Genomic DNA, 18,943 nt, shown 5'->3' on the forward strand with positions numbered 1-18,943 from the left:
TGCGTAGCCGGAGAAGGTTGGTAGCACTGCGCCGTTGCGGTATTTTGCCTCGAATCAGAACTTCCTTCCAATAAGGATGGATCATGCGCCGTCTCATTCCCCTAGTTTTCGCGGCCTGCCTCGCGGTACCCGCCGCCGCCGAGCCCCTGCACGGCATCGCGATGCATGGGCAACCCGCACTTCCTGCCGACTACGCACACTTTCCCTATGTGAAGCCGGATGTGAAAAAAGGCGGCAGCATTCGTTACGGGGTGGTCGGCACTTTCGACAGCCTCAATCCGTTCATCCTGAAAAGCATGCGAACCACCGCGCGAGGCCTCTGGGACCCTCAGTTCGGCCACCTGCTGTACGAACCGCTGATGCAGCGGTCCGCCGACGAACCCTTCTCGCTCTACGGGCTGCTGGCCGAATCCGTGGAATGGGACGAGGAGCGGACCTTCATCCAGTTCAACCTCAATCCGGATGCCAAATGGTCGGACGGCCAGCCCGTCACCGCCGACGATGTCATCTTCACCATGGAACTCCTGCGGGACAAGGGACGGACGCCGTTCAGCAACCGCCTGACGCCAGTGGAAAAGGTGGAGAAGGTCGGCGAGCGCAGCGTCCGCTTCACGTTCAACGACAAGTCCGATCGCGAGTTCCCGCTGATTCTGGCCACGGCGACCCCTATCCTGCCGAAGCATGCGATCGATCCCGGCACGTTCGACCAGTCGTCGCTCAAGGTTCCGGTCGGCTCAGGTCCTTACCTTATCAAGTCCGTTACGCCCGGCGAACGCATCGTCTACGAGCGAGACGCCAACTACTGGGGCAGAAATATCCCTGCCAAGATAGGGTTCGACAACTACGACCGGATTTCCATCGAGTATTTCCTTCAGGAGAACACGCTGTTCGAAGCCTTCAAGAAGGGTCTTGTCGACGTGTATCCCGATGGAAGCGCAACCAACTGGGCGCGCGCATATGATTTTCCGGCAGTGCGCAACGGCGAGGTGGTCAAGGAGACGTTCGTGCCGGAGCTGCCGACCGGGATGGTCGGCTTCGTCTTCAACACCCGTCGCCCCGTGTTCGCCAATCCGGACGTTCGGGAAGGGCTGGCCCTGGCACTCGATTTCGAGTGGGCCAACAAGAACCTCTACGAAGGCGCCTATACCAGGACGGAAAGCTTCTGGCAGAACTCGCCCCTCTCCTATCTCGACCACCCGGCCGACGCGCGGGAACTGGCAATCCTCGGGCCAGCCAAGGATAAAATCGATCCAGCGGTGCTGGATGGCACCTACCGCTTGCCCAGGACGGACGCATCGGGCGCGGACCGGAACGTGCTTCGGCAGGCGGTGGATGCCCTGAATAGAGGCGGATACACGATCAAGAACGGCCGCATGTCGGATCAGTCCGGCAACCCGCTCCGCTTCGAGATCATGACGCAGAACCAGGGCCAGGAGAAGCTGGCGATCGCCTACCAGCGCACGCTCAGAATGATCGGGGTCGAGTTGCTCATCCGCACCGTCGACGATGCGCAGTATCAGGCGCGGTCGAGTACGTTCGACTACGACATGATTTTCAAATCGTACCCCTCCACCCTCTCGCCGGGCATCGAACAGGTGGGCCGCTGGGCCTCCTTGTCCCGGGATCGCGAGGGCAGCAACAACTTTGCCGGCGTTGCCGATCCCGATCTCGACAGGGCCATCGACGCCCTCTTGAGCTCCCGGAGCAGGGAAAATTTCGAAGCGGCGGTGCGGGCCTATGACCGGATGCTGATTTCCGGTCACTATCTGGTGCCTCTTTACCATGTGCCGGAACAATGGGTGGCGCGTCGCAATTACATCGGTTATCCGGACCGGACACCTCTCTACGGCTATCAGCTTCCGGTCTGGTTCGATAAACGGGCTCAGGATTAACTGGGCCGTTCGGCTATTCTGAAAGAAAGGACGCGACCATGGAGCGCGTAACCATCGATGTCGTCTCCGATATCGTCTGTCCCTGGTGCTATCTGGCAAAGGCACGCCTCGAGCTTGCGATCGCAGAGGTCCAGGATGAGGTCGGCATCGACATCAACTGGCGTCCCTACCAGCTCGATCCCGACGCGACGGCTGATGGCAGCGATTACCGATCGCACCTGATCAGCAAGCTTGGCAGCGCGGAGCGGCTCGACGAGTCGCAGGACCTGCTGCGCCAGTACGGCAAGGAAATCGGCATTAGCTACAATTTCGAAGCGATCACGGTTCGCGCCAATACGCTCGACGCCCATCGACTTCTGCACTGGGCAAGGATCGAAGGCGGCGAGGTGCAGGACAAGGTGGCCACGGCCCTCTTCAAGGCGCATTTCGAGGACGGCCGCAACGTTGCCGAGCATGACGTGCTGCTGGATATTGCCACGCGTTGCGGGTTGGATCGGGAAATGATCGCACAACTCCTCGGTTCCGATGCCGACAAGGATACGATACGCGACGAAATCGAATCGGCTCAGCAGATGGGCGTCAACGGCGTTCCGTTCTTCATCTTCGACGGCCAGTACGCGGTCAGCGGCGCACAGATGCCGGACGTTCTCGCCAACGCCATGCGGGATATCGCCCGCATGAAGACCGAAGCCCGCAAGAGCATGATCTGACAGGTCTCCAAGAAAATCATGTCAACTGATACTACGATGAAGGGCGTACTTCTCGCCTTCGCTGCCTTTGCGGCATTCGCCTGGAGCGACGCCAGCGTGAAGATGATCGAAGGCGCGCTCAGCGCTTTCGAAATGGCGTTCCTCGGCGCGGTGTTCGGCCTTGCCGGCCTGCCCTTCATCATGAAACGCGGTGATCACCTCGTCGACATGCTGAGGACCACCCATCGCCCTCTCTGGCTTTTGAGGGCGTTATCGGCGGCAATGGGCACGATCTGCAGCGTGACCGCTTTCACCTATCTTTCCATGGCGGAAGCGTTCGCCCTCATATTCCTTCTGCCGTCCTTCGTGACGATCATGTCGGTCCTGTTTCTTAAGGAACAGGTGGGGATTAGGCGCTGGAGTGCCGTCCTGATCGGCTTCATCGGCGTAATGATCGTCCTGCGCCCCGGATTTCGCGAGCTCTCCGTCGGTCACGTGGCCGCAGTTTTCGCTGGATTGAGCGGTGCTATTTCGATCGTCGTCTATCGCGCGCTCGGCTCTCGCGAAAAGGGAATCTCGCTTTATGGTGCGGGAATCATCGGCTCGCTCGTGGTTTGCGGGGTTCTGGCAGTGCCGGGATTTACCTGGCCAACCCCCATGCAATGGGCGATGCTTGCCGGATACGGCCTGTTCGCGGCACTGGCCAACATCCTTACCATGCACGCCACCGCGCATGCACCCGCTGCGGTCATCGGACCTACGCAGTATAGCCAGATGCTCTGGGCGGTCCTGTTGGGCTACCTCATATTCGGCGACACGATCGATCTGCCGATGATCCTGGGGATCGCACTGATCATCGCCTCGGGCCTGCTGACGCTGTCACGCGAGCGCATCCGCGGCGTACCGCTGCCCCCTGCGGTCGCCACCGATCCGCAAGCCACCGCATTGGCTGCAACCGACGAAGCTGCCGAGAAAGCTGATCGGACGATCTGATCAGCCCGGCTGCTTCGCCAATTCCGCGAATTGCTTCATCACCTGCGCGGCGAGCGTCAGCCGCTTTTCTGGCGTCGGCAGGTCGCGTGTCAGGAAGATGCTCTGGTCCGGACGGATCTTCGCCATCGTGCCCTGCTTGGCGATATAGCCCACCAGCGCTGCCGGGTTGGGGAACTGCTTGTCACGGAACGTGACGACGAGCCCCTTCGGTCCCGCATCGAGCTTCTCGACATTGGCCGTGCGGCAGAGCGACTTGACGTAGACGACCTTCAAGAGGTTCTGGACTTCCGTCGGCAACGGGCCGAACCGGTCGATCATCTCTGCCCCCAGGCTGTCGATATCGGACAGGTCCGCCAGTTCGCCCAGGCGGCGATAGAGGCTCATGCGCAGATGAAGATCCGGAACATAGTTTTCCGGGATCATCACGGTGATGCCGACCGAGATTTGCGGCGACCAACCGGTGTCGATGATCTCGTCGTCGCCACGAACCTCCGCCACCGCCTCCTCGAGCATCTGCTGATAAAGCTCGAAGCCGACTTCCTTGATGTGACCGGACTGCTCTTCGCCCAGCAGATTGCCGGCGCCGCGAATGTCCAGGTCGTGGCTGGCGAGCTGGAAACCCGCACCCAACGTGTCGAGCGACTGCAGAACCTTGAGACGGCGCTCCGCCATCGTTGTCAGCTGCTTGTTGACCGGGAGCGTGAACAGCGCGAATGCCCGGACCTTCGACCGTCCGACACGCCCACGCAGCTGATAGAGCTGGGCCAGGCCGAACATATCGGCACGATGGACGATGAGCGTGTTGGCCGTCGGCACGTCGAGACCGGATTCGACGATCGTCGTCGACAGGAGCACATCGTACTTGCCGTCATAGAAGGCATTCATGATGTCTTCCAGTTCGCCGGCCGCCATCTGGCCATGGGCGACGGCGACCTTGAGTTCCGGCACGTCGGACTGAAGGAAAGCCTGTATGTCGGGAAGGTCGGCAAGCCGCGGACAGACATAGAAACTCTGGCCACCGCGATAATGCTCGCGCATCAGTGTCTCGCGGATGACCAACGAATCGAACGGCGAGATGAAGGTGCGGACCGCCATGCGGTCCACCGGCGGCGTGGTGATCAACGACAGTTCGCGCACGCCCGTCATCGCCAGCTGCAATGTGCGGGGAATTGGCGTCGCGGAGAGCGTCAGGACGTGCACGTCCGACTTCAATTCCTTGAGGCGTTCCTTATGCTTGACGCCGAAATGCTGCTCTTCGTCGATGATGAGCAGGGCAAGGTTGGCGAAGCTGATTCCGCTGCCCAGCAGAGCATGCGTGCCCACGACGATATCGACCTTGCCCTCGGTAATATCCTTCTTCGTCTGGTTCAGCTCCTTCGCGGGCACAAGCCGCGAAGCCTGAGCAATCTTGATCGGAAGCCCGCGGAAACGTTCCCGGAACGTCTTGAAGTGCTGGCGTGCGAGCAGTGTCGTCGGCACGACGACAGCCACTTGGCCACCGTTCATGGCCGCCAGAAAAGCGGCGCGCAGGGCGACTTCGGTCTTGCCGAAACCGACGTCGCCGCAGACGAGGCGATCCATCGGCCGGCCGGCGGCCAGGTCGTCGCGCACCGCATCGATGGCAGTCGCCTGATCGTCCGTCTCGTCATAGGGGAAACGGGCGGCGAATTCATCGTACAGGCCTTCGGATGCCGCCAGTACCGGCGCGCGGCGGGTGATGCGGCTCGCGGCAATACGGATCAGCGCGTCGGCCATGTCGAGCAGCCGCTTCTTCAGCTTCGCCTTGCGCGCCTGCCAGGCACCACCACCGAGCTTGTCGAGCGAGGCCTCGGCTGCGTCCGAGCCGTAGCGTGACAGGAGATCGATGTTTTCGACCGGCAGGAACAGCTTTGCCTCGTCTGCGTAATGCAGTTCCAGGCAGGCACGTGGCGCGCCGGCCGCCTCGATCGTCACCAGACCGACGAAACGGCCGATACCGTGTTCCGCGTGGACGACGAGCGAGCCCTCGTCCAATCCCGCCACTTCGGAGATGAAGTCGCTGCCGCGCTTGCGGCGCTTGCCGCGGCGGACCATGCGGTCGCCAAGAATATCCTGCTCGCCGACGATGGCGATCCCGTTCGTCTCGAAGCCTGCCTCGAGGTTCAGCACCGCCGATGCCGCCTCGCCCTTGTCGAGCTTATCCAAATCCGCCAGCTTTTCGACGGGTTTCACCCGCTTCAGCCCATGCTCGTCAAGAACCTGCAGCAGCCGGTCCAGCGATCCAACCGACCATCCGGTGACCAGGACCTTGATGCCGGCCGCGCGCTTGTCGGCAATGTGCTTTACCGCGAGGTCGAAGACATTGACCCGCTCCTCACGGTCTTCCTTCTCCGTCTGCGACTTCGCCCATCGCGGCCCAACATGCGCATCGAGCGTGATGACGCGCCGGCTTTCCGTGTCGTGCTCGTTGAAAGGCGTGATGCGGACGGCATTAGCACCATCAAGCGCGGCGGCGAAAGCCTTTCCGTCGAGATAGAGTTGACCGGGCGGCACCGGTTTGTAGGGCGCCGATTGGGCGGCCGCCCCCTTGCCCTGGCTGCCATTATCGCGCCGGGCGTCATAGTAGTCCGTAACCAGCTTGGAGCGTTCGTTGGCCGCCTCCCTCGCCGTATGGTCGGTGACCAGGCGGAAACCCTGCAGATAATCGAAGGCGGTTTCCAGATGGTCGTAGAATAGCGGCAGCCAATGCTCCATGCCGGCATAGCGTCGCCCTTCGGAGACCGCCTGATACAGGGAATCGTCTCGGGTCGCGGCGCCGAACAGCGATAGATAATTCTTGCGGAAACGGCTGATCGTGTCCGGTGTCAGCGATACCTCGCTCATGGGACTAAGGTCGAGCGAACGCGACTGGCCCGTCGTGCGCTGGCTGGCCGGATCGAAGGTACGGATCGTTTCCAGCGTGTCGCCGAAGAAATCGAGACGGACCGGCTCCTCGGTGCCGGGCACGAAGACATCGAGGATACCGCCGCGTACGGCAAACTCGCCGACTTCCCGAACGGTCGGCACGCGGTCGAAACCGTTGCGCTCCAGCCGCGCGGCAATGTCGTCCATGCGGATATTGTTGCCTGGTCTCGCCGAGAAGGCGAGGCTTTCGATGATACCGGCCGGCGCGATCTTCTGCAGCATCGCATTGACCGTCACCAGCACGATCGCGACATGCGGCTTCTTGGCGTGCGAGATCAGCCCTGAAAGAGCTGCAAGTCTCCGTGCAGAGACATCGGCGCCAGGCGAGACGCGGTCATAGGGCAGGCAGTCCCAGGCGGGCAGCGTCAGAACGGGAATGTCGGGAGCCACAAAGCCCAGCATCTGTTCCAGATCTGCCATCCTCTGGCCGTCCGACATGACGTAGGCAACGGCCTGCCCGGAACGGGCAAGCTCCGCCAAGAGCAACGGCTCCATGCCATGCGGCACGTTGCCGACGGTCAGCGGGCCGGCCGCCGCTGCGATCTTCTTCGCGTCGAAACCTGGGATCATCGTGTCACTGCTCGGTTTTAGCCTGGAGGCTGGCGATGGTGACCGGATCGAAATCAGGCCTATAGGATGCTACCCGCTCGAACAGCGGTGTGCGCAGATGTTCGGGTACGGGCTTGGCGCCGGTAATCCAGGCATTCAGATCGTGGTCGTCCTCATCCATGATCGCCTCGAACTCGTCCAGGTCTTCCTCCGACAGCGCGCCAATCTCCTCTTCGGCGAACTGTCCGAAGACGAGATCCATCTCGCGAATACCACGATGCCAGCAGCGATAGAGGATGCGGCGACGGCGGGGAGTGAGGTCCGCGCTGCTGCGCGTAAGTCCGGTCATGCAAGGAGTCCTTGTTGGCGAGGCTGATATAGGTCGGAAATTCTCCTGCGTCACCTTGCAATAGTGCCAAATTCCGTCGCATTTTGCCGCGCATGCGCCCAGCCGTTCTTGATCCACTCTTTTCCACCGTAGCATCCCTTCCGGGCGTTGGCCCGAAGCTCGCGGATCTCATCGCCCGCGTGACGGGACGCGAGGATGCCGACGACTGCCGGGTGGTCGATCTCCTGTTCCATGCGCCGTCGTCGCTCATCGATCGCCGCAATCGCCCAGGCATTGCGCTTGCGCCCCAGGGAGCGATCGTCACGATCGAAGGCCGGGTCGATCGGCACCAGCCCTCGCCACCGGGCAAGTCGAACATGCCGTACCGTGTGTTCCTGCAGGACGACACCGGCGAACTGGCGTTGACCTTCTTTCGCGCCAAGGGCAACTGGCTTGAAAAGGTGCTGCCAATCGACGAGACGGTGATGGTCAGCGGCAAGGTGGACTGGTTCAACGGCCGCCCCTCCATGGTGCATCCGGATTTCATCGTCAAAGCGTCCGAGGCGGCGAACCTGCCACTCGTGGAGCCGGTCTACCCCATGACGGCCGGCCTTTCCCCGAAGGTGCTGCGCAAGGCGATAGACGGCGCGGTGGCGCGCCTCCCGATCCTGCCGGAATGGATCCTAGCATCGTTGACCGACAAGCAAGGTTTCGCCTCCGTCGCGGAAAGCTTCCGGCGGCTGCACGATCCGCGAGACGAAGCGGACCTCGATCCGCAGTCACCGGCACGTCGCAGACTTGCCTATGACGAATTCCTGGCCGGTCAGGTGTCTCTCGCACTCGTCCGCCAGCGCCTCCGCAAGGTGCCCGGAAGACCTGTTCGAGCAACAGGCGAGCTGGCGGAGCGGATAGGGGCGGCCCTGCCCTTCGCACTGACCGGCAGCCAGCAGGCGGCAATCGCCGATATCCTCAAGGACCTGGCCGGCGAAGATCGCATGCTGCGGCTGCTGCAGGGCGATGTCGGTGCCGGCAAGACACTCGTGGCGCTGATGGCTATGGCGGCGGCAGTCGAAAGCGGCGGGCAGGCGGTGCTCATGGCACCGACCGAAATTCTCGCGCGCCAGCATCATGCAACGATTTCGAAGCTCGCCTCCACAGTCGGCATATCGGTCGAGGTTCTGACCGGGCGCACCAAGGGTCGCGAACGCGATGCGATCGCTGAGCGCATTGCCTCCGGCGAGGCACAGATCATCATCGGTACGCATGCGCTGTTCCAGGACGCCGTCAACTATCGCAATCTGGTACTCGCGGTGGTGGACGAGCAGCATCGCTTCGGCGTCCACCAGCGTCTGCGCCTGACAGCCAAGGGCATCTCGCCCCACATGCTGGTGATGACCGCAACACCCATTCCTCGCACCTTGGTGCTTGCCGCCTTCGGTGACATGGACGTCTCCAAGCTCACGGAAAAGCCGGTCGGCCGCAAGCCGATCCAGACCGTCACCGTCCCCACAGAACGCACCGGCGAGATTGTTTCACGCCTGCGGTCCGCCCTTGACGAAGGTAAGAAGGCCTACTGGATCTGCCCGCTGGTGGAAGAATCCGAGGTCTCCGACCTGATGTCGGCCGAGGAGCGTTTCGCGGTTCTCGCCAAGGAATTCGGGGGCAAGGTGGGGGTCGTGCATGGCCGTATGAACGGCGCCGAGAAAGACGCCGTAATGGCCGCCTTCAAGAACGGAGAGATCCGTCTGCTTGTGGCCACCACCGTCGTCGAAGTCGGCGTCGACGTCCCCGATGCCAGCATCATGGTGATCGAGCATGCGGAGCGGTTCGGTCTTGCGCAGCTGCATCAGCTGAGAGGTCGGGTGGGACGCGGCGAAGAAGCCTCGACCTGCATCCTGCTTTACAAGGGGCCACTCAGTGAAACGGGCCATGCCCGCCTCTCCATCCTCCGGGACAGCGAGGACGGCTTCCTGATTGCAGAGGAAGACCTGAAACTGCGCGGCGAAGGCGAATTGCTCGGGACGCGCCAGTCGGGTACCCCCGGCTTCCGCATCGCGAGCCTGGAAGCGCACGCCGACCTTCTGGAGATCGCCCGCAAGGATGCCACGTACCTGCTTGAAAGGGACCCTGATCTCACCGGCGAACGCGGCAACAACGTCCGCGCTCTGCTTTACCTCTTCCGGCGCGACGAGGCCGTCAGGTTCCTTGGCGCGGGCTGACGGACGGTGCAATGATGAGCGGGAGAACGCTCTTGGGCTTGTAGTCCGGGGCCAGCAGTCCTCCGGAAATCAGCAGCTTGGCGCCTTCCTCGGGCGTCATCTCCAGCATGATGATCTTGCTGCGCGGCACGAACATCAGAAAGCCTGCGGTCGGAATCGGCGTCGGCGCCAGGAAGACACTGACCATTTCCTCGCCCTCGCTGTTCAGGCGAGCGGCGATTTCACCCTGCGCGTCGCCGGAAATGAAGACCAAGGCCCACGTCCCAGGGCTCGGAAACTCGATCAGCCCGCATTTCTTGAACGAGGTCGATTGCTCCTTGAGCACTGTCTCGAATATCTGCTTCAGGCTTTTGTAGATCGTCCGCACCAGCGGCATGCGGTGGAGAACAGATTCTCCGAAATTGACGATCGAACGGCCGATCAGGTTCTTGCCCAGAAAGCCGATTGCCGTAATCATCACGATCGCGGTCAGCATCCCGAGACCGGGAACCGCGAAATTCAGGTAATTTTCCGGATTATAATATGCCGGGATATAGGGCTTCACCCAGCTGTCAGCCCAACGGACAAAGCTGAAGGTAAGCCAGATCGTGATGGCCAGCGGCGCGCAGATGATGAGTCCGGTCAGGAAATTGTTCCGGAGCCGGGTTGCAACCGGTATGCGATCGGATTTGTCAGTCATTACTCGCCGCTATTGTGCAGTGCCGTAGAAACCCGGATGGAAGGCAACAATGCCGAAGGCATCCGGCCCATGCAAGACTAGGCTCTGGAAATACTCCCTCGGGACGTCGGGAAGCACGAGGCTGTGATCGTTCCGGAAGCCGAAGCGCCCGTAGTAGGCCGGATCGCCGAGCAGAACGCAACTGGCAGCACCGAGAGCACGCAGCCTGTCCAGACCTTCCCGAACAAGGTCTCCCCCCACGCCCGCTCCTTGCCGTTCAGGCAAGACGCTGACCGGGCCGAGCCCGTACCAGCCACCCTCGCCGCCTTCAAGCGCCACAGGCGAAAACGCAATGTGGCCGATAATGACACCGTCATCCTCGGCCACCAGCGATAGCGCAAGAACGCCGGCTGCGCGCAGGCGCTCGATGATCTGCGGCTCCGTCTGGTCGCTGTAGGGCATAGGCGCAAAGGCGGCGGCCGTAACCGCCCCGATTGCAGCCTCGTCGCCCGGCTGTTCAGCTCGGATGATCACTCCACCGTCACCGACTTTGCCAGGTTGCGCGGCTGGTCCACGTCCGTTCCCATGAAGACAGCCGTGTGATAGGCCAGAAGCTGGATCGGCAGCGAGAAGACCATGGGTGCGATGATCTCCGCGACGTTGGGCAGCGTAATCGTCGCCATCGTCGGAAGCTTGGAGGCAGCCGCACCTTTTTCATCGGTGATGAAGATGATCTTTCCGCCGCGAGCCGCCACTTCCTGCATGTTCGAGACGGTCTTCTCGAAGAACCGATCATGCGGTGCGATGACGATGACCGGCATGTTCTCGTCGATCAGCGCGATCGGCCCATGCTTCAGCTCGCCTGCCGCATAGCCTTCCGCGTGGATGTAGGAAATTTCCTTCAGCTTCAGCGCACCTTCCATGGCGAGCGGATAGCTGGTGCCACGGCCGAGATAGAGCACGTCCTTGTACTTGGAGAGTTCCCGCGCAAGCGCTTCGATCTGTGGCTCCAGCGTACTCAACACGCCGCTCATGAGGCGCGGCATTTCCGCAAGGCTCCTGACCAGCTGCTTTTCCTCGGAAGGCGAGATCGTGCCGCGTGCCTTTCCGGCTGCGATGGCAAGCGAGGCAAGCACCGTCAGCTGGCAGGTAAAGGCCTTTGTCGATGCGACACCGATTTCAGGCCCGGCAAGGATAGGGAAAATTGCGTCCGACTCGCGAGCGATCGTCGATTCCTTGACGTTGACCACGGCGCCGATCTTCAGTCCTGCGTCATGGCAGTAGCGAAGCGAGGCCAGAGTATCCGCCGTTTCGCCGGACTGCGAGATGAACAGCGCCGCATGGTCCTTCGAAAGCGGGATCTCGCGGTAGCGGAACTCCGAGGCGACATCGATCTCGACTGGCAGACGGGCGTAGCGTTCGAACCAGTACTTGCCGATGAGGCCGGACAGGTAGGCCGTACCGCAGGCGGAAATAGCAAGGCCGCGCAGGTTGGCAAAATCGATTTCCCCGGCAACGGACAGATCGACCGTATGATCGGCAAGATCGACGTAATGGGCGAGCGCATGGGAGATCACTTCCGGCTGCTCGTAGATCTCCTTCTCCATGAAATGGCGGTGATTGCCCTTGTCAACGAGATAGGCAGCGGTCTGGGTGATCTGGACCGAACGCTCTACCTGGTTGCCATCGTGGTCGAAGATGAAGGCGCCGTCTTTGCCGATGATGGCCCAATCGCCATCGACCAGATAGGTGATCCTGTTGGTGAATGGAGCAAGGGCGATGGCGTCGGAGCCGAGATAGGTCTCGCCTTGCCCATGACCGATAGCGAGCGGCGGTCCGAAACGGGCAGCCATGATCGTCGACGGATCGTCGGCAAAGATGACAGCGAGCGCGTAGGCTCCGGTGACCCGTTGCAGCATTGCCTGCATCGCCTCGCGTCGGCCCATGCCGGCACGGCGATAGCGCGCGAGCAGCTGCCCGACGACTTCCGTGTCTGTCTGGCTCTCGAAGGTCGCCCCTTCCGCCAGAAGCTCATCCTTCAGTTCGGAGAAATTCTCGATGATGCCGTTATGCACGACTGCGACGCCATCAACGAAATGCGGATGGGCGTTGGCTTCGTTGGGAACGCCATGGGTCGCCCAGCGCGTATGGGCTATGCCGATATTGCCCGGCAAGGGCTCCTCAGCCAGCCTCTTCTCCAGATTAAAAAGCTTCCCCTCGGCCCGACGCCGCGCAAGGGCGCCGTTGTCGATGGTTGCCACCCCGGCGGAATCGTAGCCGCGATACTCAAGCCGACGCAGCGCGTCCACCAGACGTTCCGCCACCGGCTCCTTGCCGACAATCCCCACGATCCCACACATACAAAACCCCTTTATCCCCGACCATATGGCGGGGTTTCTAGTCGATAGCGTAATTCCCGCAATTGCCTGTCCGGTCACTTTGCGTGTCGGAAGGTAACGAGATGCCGTTCAGTCTTTTGCCTTCTTCGCGGCCTTGAGCGCGAGGGCACGATCCCGGATGATCGTTGCTCTTCCGGGCTTGGTCTCCTGTCTGGCGCGGCCGAGCGCGAGCGCATCCGCCGGCACGTCCTGAGTGACCACGCTGCCGGAGGCCACGTAGGCGCCATCACCGATCGAGACGGGCGCCACGAGCGACGAGTTGGAGCCAATGAAGGCATTGGCGCCGATCTGCGTCACATGCTTGTTGATCCCATCATAGTTGCAGGTAATCGTGCCCGCGCCGATGTTGCTGTGGGCGCCAACGATAGCATCGCCGATATAGGTCAGATGGTTGACCTTGGCTCCCTCGCCGATCTCTGCCTTCTTGACCTCGCAGAAATTGCCGACCTTCGACCCTACGGCGAGGTTGGCGCCCGGCCGCAGCCGCGCGAAAGGCCCGACGGTGGCGCCGGCGCTGACGTGGGCGCCCTCCAGATGCGAGAAGGCATGGATGACAGCGCCGCCTTCGACAGTGACGCCGGGACCGAACACAACATTCGGTTCGATCAGGGCATCCTGGCCGATCTGCGTATCATAGGCGAGGAAGACCGTTTCGGGCGCGATCATGCTGACGCCCGACAGCATGATTTCATGGCGGCGGCGCTCCTGCCAAAGCCGCTCGAGAACAGCCAGTTCCGCGCGGTTGTTGCAACCCGCCAATTCGGCTTCCGGCGCGTCCACAGCGACGGCCCGCCCTCCGTCACGACGCACGATCTCCACGAGATCGGTCAGATAGTATTCGCCCTTGACGTTCTTGTTGTCGATCTTGTCGAGGATCTCCAGCGCCTTGCGGCCGTTGATCGCCATGATGCCGCTGTTGCACCAGGTAACCTTGCGCTCTTCGTCCGTCGCGTCCTTCTCCTCGCGGATGGCAATCAGTTCACCATTCTCGACAAGCAGCCGCCCATAGCCGGTCGGCGTTCCCGTATGGAAGCCGATGACCACCACATCCGCACCCTTTGCAAGCTCGGCCCGGGCAGCAGCGAACGATGCGGCGGTGACCAAAGGCGCATCGCCATAGGTCACCAGGATGTCGTCAAACCCTGCGGCAATGGCATCGCGCGCCGAAAGAACAGCGTGTCCGGTCCCCAGACGTTGGGTTTGAATGAAGCTTCGAACGTTCACCTCGTCCGTGTGTGCGGCCTTCGCCACGGTCTCGGCATCTCTACCAAGAACGAGAGCCACGTCGGAAATACCAGCGGAGGCGACAGCCTTCATGACGTGACCGATCATCGGCAGGCCCGCAACAGGATGCAGGACCTTCGACATGGACGATTTCATGCGCGTGCTGTCTCCAGCGGCCAGTATAACAGCCAGGCAGGTACGATTCATGCGAACTCCCTCAATGCAACCAGCGGCTTCTTAGCAACAACACGATTTACAGGCGATAAACGGGTTGTTTCCGTCTGCAACAAAAAAGGCGCCCCGAAGGCGCCTTTTCCATTGTGATTGCAGTTCGTTTTACTGCGGCAGCTTGTCGTCCACGCCGGCGACGTAGAAGTTCATGCCAAGCAGAACGCCATCTTCGGACTTCTCACCCTGGGCAAGCCATTCCGTGCCGTCCTGCTTCTTCACCGGGCCGGTGAACGGGTGCAGTTCGCCCGACTTGATCTTGGCTTCGGTCTCTTCGGCCATCGCCTTCACATCGTCCGGCATGTTCGTGTACGGCGCCATGGTCAGGATGCCGTCCTTGAGGCCGTCCCAGATCTGCTCCGACTTCCAGTTGCCGTCGAGCAACGCCTGGGTGCGCTTGATGTAGTAGGCGCCCCATGTATCGACGATCGCCGTGAGCTGGGTCTTGGGGCCGGCAGCGATCATGTCGGAGGCCTGGCCGAAGGCGAAGATGCCGCGCTCGGCTGCAACCTGCATAGGCGCCGTCGTGTCGGTGTGCTGTGTCAGGATGTCGACGCCCTGGTCAACCAGTGCCTTGGCAGCGTCAGCTTCCTTGCCCGGGTCGAACCACGTATTGGCCCATACGACCTTCAGCTTGAACTCAGGATTGATCGACTGAGCACCGAGAACGAAGGCGTTGATGCCCATGACCACTTCCGGAATCGGAAAGGACGCGATGTAGCCCGCGAGACCCTTCTTCGACATCTTGGCTGCAATCTGGCCCTGAATGTACCGACCTTCATAGAAGCGCGCGTTATAGGTCGACACATTCTCTGCAGCCTTGAAACCGGTCGCATGTTCGAACTTCACGTCGGGGAACTTCTCGGCGACCTTGATCGTCGCATCCATGAAGCCGAAGGACGTTGTGTAGATCAATGCACAGCCTGAGCGTGCCATGCGCTCGATAGCGCGCTCTGCATCGGGGCCTTCCGGCACGCTTTCAAGGAACGGCGTCTCGATCTTGTCCCCAAAGTGGGTCTGCAATTCCTGACGGCCGATGTCGTGCGCCTGCGTCCAGCCACCATCGGTCTTGGAGCCGACATAGATAAAGCAGACCTTGGTTTTATCCTGGGCCTGCGCGCTGCTGGCAAAGCCACCCATGAGGGCGGCCGAAGCGGCAAGTGCGATGATCAGTTTCTTCATGTTTCAACCTCTGTTGGCTCGAAGACTGGGATCCGGGGGACCCCGTCAACGCTCTGGTACAAATGGCTTTCCGAGCGATGCGGGGGTGTTGATCAGCGTTGTGCGGCGATTATGCGAGATGATGATGAGCACGACAATAGTGGCGGCGTAAGGGAGCGCCGACAGGAACTGGGAGGGAATGCCGATCCCCAGCGCCTGCGCATGCAACTGCCCGATCGTCACTGCACCGAACAGATAACCGCCGGCAAGGACCCGTATTGGGCGCCAGGAGGCGAAAACGACGAGAGCCAAGGCAATCCAGCCTCGCCCACCCGTCATGTTCTCAACCCACTGGGGCGTATAGACGAGCGACAACTGCGCTCCGGCGAGCCCGGCGCAGGCGCCACCGAACATCACCGCCAGATATCGCGTGCGGATGACATTGATGCCGAGCGCATGCGCAGAGGCATGATTGTCGCCGATCGCCCGCATCTTGAGACCGGTCCGGCTCCTGAACAGGAACCAGTGGATTCCGACCACCAGCGCGATCGAAAGATAGAAGATCAGATCCTGGCGGAACAGCAAGGAACCGACAAACGGGATATCGGACAGAAGCGGAATTGCTATCGGCTGCAGCTTGATGCCGGGCTGACCGACGAAGCTCTCGCCGATCTGACCCGACAGCCCCAATCCCAGAATGGTCAGCGCCAGGCCTGTCGCGACCTGGTTCGCAACGAGCGTCAGTGTCAAGAAGCCGAAGAGCAGCGAGAAGACAGCACCAGCAACGATGCCGGCAACGACGCCGAGATAGGGTGATCCGGTCGCCTGTGTGGCGGCGAACGCAATGACCGCCCCCATGATCATCATGCCCTCGACCCCGAGATTGAGAACGCCCGAGCGTTCCGTCACCAGTTCCCCGAGGGAGGCGATGACAAGCGGGGTCGCCGCGGTGATAACCGTCAGCAAAATGGCCTCAAGCATGCGCACCTCCCGCCGTCTGGTTACGAACCAGCCGGATCCGGTAATGGATCAGCGTGTCGCAGGAGAGCACGAAGAACAGCAACAGGCCCTGGAAAACCCGGCTGACCTTGTCGGAAATGCCGATCGAAAGCTGCGCCGCCTCTCCGCCCAGATAGGTCAGCGCCAGCACGAAGCCCGAGGCGATGATGCCGAGAGGGTTAAGGCGGCCAAGGAAGGCGACGATGATCGCGGTAAATCCGTAGCCAGGGGAAATCGCCGGCTGAAGGTGGCCGATGGAACCCGACACTTCGGATATCCCGGCCAATCCCGCGAAAGCGCCTGACAGCAGCATGGAGAACCAAACCATCCGACGCGCCGAAAAGCCGGCAAAACGCCCTGCCCTCTCCGATTGGCCGAGCACAGAGACCTGAAAGCCCTTCATCATGAAGCGCATCATGAACCAGATTACCACTGCGGCGACCAGTGCAAAGACGATGGCCAGATGCGCCCGTCCGGAATCCAGGATTTCAGGCAGAACCGCTTCGGGCACAAACGCCTTGGTCTGCGGAAAATTGTAACCCTGCGGGTCACGCCAGGGGCCGCGCGTCAGCCAGTCGAGGTAGAGTTGCGCGATGTAGACCAGCATCAGGCTGGTAAGGATCTCGTTGGTATTGAAGCGGGTTTTCAGCAGTGCCGGGATACCCGCATAGAGGCCGCCGCCGATCATGCCCATGATCAGCATCAGTGGCAGGATCATCGGCGAGTGCCACTCGGGATAAAGCACCGGCAGGATCGAACCCGTGATCGCGCCGATCGTGAATTGTCCCTCGGCGCCGATATTCCAGTTGTTCGAGCGGAAGCAGACGGACAGGCCGACTGCGATCAGGATCAACGGCGCCGCCTTGATCGCCAGCTCATGCAGCGACCAGACCTCGAGCAAGGGCTCGACGAAGAAGCTGTAGAGCGCATCGAGCGGATCCTTGCCGAGCATCCAGAACATGATGCCGCCGAAGAACAGCGTCAGGACCAGAGCGAGCAAGGGAGAAAGCATGGAAAACAGAGTGGAAACCTGTGCCCGCTTCTGAAGCTCAATTCGCATGGCTCGCCTCCGCCTGCGTGGAATCGTGGATGCCGCCCATCAACAGGCCGATCCGTTCACGACTCAACTGGCCCGCGGGGTAGGACGCGGAAAGCCTGCCCTCCGAAATCACCGCGATATTGGTCGCGACCTCGAATATCTCATCCAGGTCCTGGCTGATCACCACGACCGCCGAACCGGCCCGCGCCAGATCGACGAGAGCCTGGCGGATACGGCTTGCCGCCCCCGCATCGACGCCCCAGGTGGGCTGATTGACCACCAGCACGGAAGGTTGTCGGTCGAGTTCGCGGCCAACGATGAATTTCTGAAGATTGCCACCGGAAAGCGACCCGGCAACCGGATCCTCGCCGCTCTTGCGGACATCCATATTGCGACAGATCCGTTGGGTGGCCGTATTGACCGCTGCATGGCGAATGACCGCCAGCGAGCCCGCTGCAAGAAAGGACCGGCGGTCGGACTGACTGCGGGCGAGCAGCAGATTGTCGGAAAGCGGCATTCCGGAGACCGCCGCGTGCCCATGACGCTCTTCCGGCACGAAGCCCGCTCCAAGCAGGCGCCGTCCGTTGATCCCCACACGGCCGACCCCCTTGCCACGGATACGGATTGCCTCGTTGTTGGACACGGGATACTCGCCCGAAAGGGCGTCGAACAACTCCCCCTGTCCGTTTCCGGCAACGCCGGCCACGGCCAGCACCTCGCCTGCGCGAACCTTCAGGTTGACGTCCTTGAGAGAAACGGCGAACGGCGTCCGTGCACCGACGGCCAGATCGGAAACCTCAATCTGGATATCGCCCAGCGTGGCATCGTCATCCCGGTCAACGCCGGCGACATCGGAACCGACCATCATGCGCGCCAGAGAGGCTGGTGTTTCCAGCTTTGGGTCACAGGTGCCCGTGACCTTTCCATGACGAAGGACGGTTGCCCGATCGCAGATCCGCTGGACCTCCTCCAGCCTGTGGCTGATGTAAAGGACTGATCGCCCTTCCGCCTTGAGCTGGAACAGCGTGTCGAACAGCTTGTCCGCCTCCTGCGGCGTCAGGACGGAGGTCGGCTCGTCAAGAATGATGAGCTTCGGGTTCTGCAGGAGCGCCCGCACGATCTCGATGCGCTGTCGTTCCCCGACCGAAAGGTCGGCGACATGCGCCTTGGGATCGAGAGGCAGTCCGTAGGACTTCGACAGTCGAGCCGCCTCGTCGGATATCTTCGCAAGCGATATTTTCGGATCGAGGGAAAGCGCGATGTTTTCAGCAACCGTCAGTGCCTCGAACAGCGAGAAATGCTGGAAGACCATGCCGATGCCAAGTCGGCGCGCCTCGCTTGGTGACCGGATCGTCACGGGCTGCCCGTTCCAGACAATCTCGCCCTCTGTCGGATCGAGAATGCCGAACAGCATTTTCACCAGCGTTGATTTGCCCGCACCGTTTTCGCCGAGCAGCGCGTGGATTTCGCCTGGGCCAATATCGAGATCAATCCCGGCGCAGGCAGCGAAGCTGCCGAAATGCTTGGTCAGCTTTCGGACCGACAAAAGCGGAATGCCGGCCGATCCCTCCGATAAAGTCACGGAACCCCCTTGTTCACGCCGTGTCACCTTCTTCGAGGCT

14 protein-coding genes are annotated in these 18,943 nt (G+C 61.5%); 4 read left to right on the plus strand and 10 right to left on the minus strand.

Annotated features, from left to right (window positions below):
* The first annotated feature begins 83 nt into the window (after positions 1-83).
* Genes LH464_RS05975 through LH464_RS05985 form a run of 3 tightly spaced genes read left to right on the plus strand, consistent with a single transcriptional unit; the run spans position 84 to position 3,574 of the window.
* On the plus strand, positions 84-1,892 hold the full coding sequence (locus LH464_RS05975) for an extracellular solute-binding protein (protein WP_255648276.1): 1,809 nt from the start codon (positions 84-86) through the stop codon (positions 1,890-1,892).
* 38 nt (positions 1,893-1,930) lie between these two features.
* A complete protein-coding gene (locus LH464_RS05980; RefSeq protein ID WP_226785456.1) occupies positions 1,931-2,602 on the plus strand; it encodes a DsbA family oxidoreductase in 672 nt (223 codons plus the stop codon).
* Positions 2,603-2,620: 18 nt separating this feature from the next.
* On the plus strand, positions 2,621-3,574 hold the full coding sequence (locus tag LH464_RS05985) for a DMT family transporter (RefSeq protein WP_226785457.1): 954 nt from the start codon (positions 2,621-2,623) through the stop codon (positions 3,572-3,574).
* On the opposite strand, the gene mfd is transcribed toward LH464_RS05985, so the two are convergent.
* Together mfd and LH464_RS05995 are read right to left on the minus strand one after the other, a co-directional pair.
* Positions 3,575-7,087, minus strand: a complete 3,513-nt coding sequence (gene mfd, locus LH464_RS05990; protein ID WP_226785458.1) for a transcription-repair coupling factor — start codon at positions 7,085-7,087, stop codon at positions 3,575-3,577. It abuts the gene before it with no gap.
* Between the two features lie 4 nt (positions 7,088-7,091).
* Positions 7,092-7,415: an FAD assembly factor SdhE gene (locus LH464_RS05995; protein WP_226785459.1), complete on the minus strand. Its 324-nt coding sequence runs from the start codon at positions 7,413-7,415 to the stop codon at positions 7,092-7,094.
* A gap of 92 nt (positions 7,416-7,507) precedes the next feature.
* Between LH464_RS05995 and recG the strand changes: the two genes are divergently transcribed.
* A complete protein-coding gene (recG, locus tag LH464_RS06000; protein WP_226785460.1) occupies positions 7,508-9,613 on the plus strand; it encodes an ATP-dependent DNA helicase RecG in 2,106 nt (701 codons plus the stop codon).
* Here recG and LH464_RS06005 read toward each other — a convergent pair.
* The 8 genes from LH464_RS06005 to LH464_RS06040 form a co-directional block, all read right to left on the minus strand.
* The gene (locus LH464_RS06005; RefSeq protein WP_226785461.1) at positions 9,591-10,292 is read right to left on the minus strand and encodes a DUF502 domain-containing protein; all 702 of its coding nucleotides are present in this window, start codon (positions 10,290-10,292) and stop codon (positions 9,591-9,593) included. The two genes, recG and LH464_RS06005, sit on opposite strands and share 23 nt — an antisense overlap.
* Before the next feature lie 9 nt (positions 10,293-10,301).
* On the minus strand, positions 10,302-10,805 hold the full coding sequence (locus tag LH464_RS06010) for a GNAT family N-acetyltransferase (RefSeq protein WP_226785462.1): 504 nt from the start codon (positions 10,803-10,805) through the stop codon (positions 10,302-10,304).
* Positions 10,802-12,631 carry a glutamine--fructose-6-phosphate transaminase (isomerizing) gene (glmS, locus tag LH464_RS06015; protein ID WP_226785463.1) on the minus strand — a complete coding sequence of 610 codons (1,830 nt, stop codon included), beginning with the start codon at positions 12,629-12,631 and terminating at the stop codon, positions 10,802-10,804. The genes LH464_RS06010 and glmS overlap by 4 nt, the downstream gene beginning before the upstream one ends.
* A 108-nt stretch (positions 12,632-12,739) precedes the next feature.
* On the minus strand, positions 12,740-14,101 hold the full coding sequence (glmU, locus tag LH464_RS06020; protein WP_226785464.1) for a bifunctional UDP-N-acetylglucosamine diphosphorylase/glucosamine-1-phosphate N-acetyltransferase GlmU: 1,362 nt from the start codon (positions 14,099-14,101) through the stop codon (positions 12,740-12,742).
* A 129-nt stretch (positions 14,102-14,230) separates the two neighbouring features.
* Entirely contained in the window at positions 14,231-15,304 is a 1,074-nt protein-coding gene (locus LH464_RS06025) for a BMP family ABC transporter substrate-binding protein (protein WP_226785465.1), read from the minus strand.
* A 45-nt stretch (positions 15,305-15,349) separates the two neighbouring features.
* Positions 15,350-16,270 (minus strand): ABC transporter permease, encoded by a 921-nt coding sequence (locus tag LH464_RS06030; RefSeq protein ID WP_226785466.1) that lies wholly within the window; start codon positions 16,268-16,270, stop codon positions 15,350-15,352.
* A complete protein-coding gene (locus LH464_RS06035; protein ID WP_226785467.1) occupies positions 16,257-17,342 on the minus strand; it encodes an ABC transporter permease in 1,086 nt (361 codons plus the stop codon). The genes LH464_RS06030 and LH464_RS06035 overlap by 14 nt, the downstream gene beginning before the upstream one ends.
* The gene (locus LH464_RS06040) at positions 17,332-18,903 is read right to left on the minus strand and encodes an ABC transporter ATP-binding protein (protein ID WP_226785468.1); all 1,572 of its coding nucleotides are present in this window, start codon (positions 18,901-18,903) and stop codon (positions 17,332-17,334) included. Before LH464_RS06040 ends, LH464_RS06035 begins: the two co-directional genes overlap by 11 nt.
* Between the last annotated feature and the right edge of the window lie 40 nt (positions 18,904-18,943).

The sequence above is a fragment of the Pseudorhizobium xiangyangii genome, assembly GCF_020531965.1.
In the GTDB taxonomy this organism is placed as follows: Bacteria; Pseudomonadota; Alphaproteobacteria; order Rhizobiales; family Rhizobiaceae; genus Neorhizobium; species Neorhizobium xiangyangii.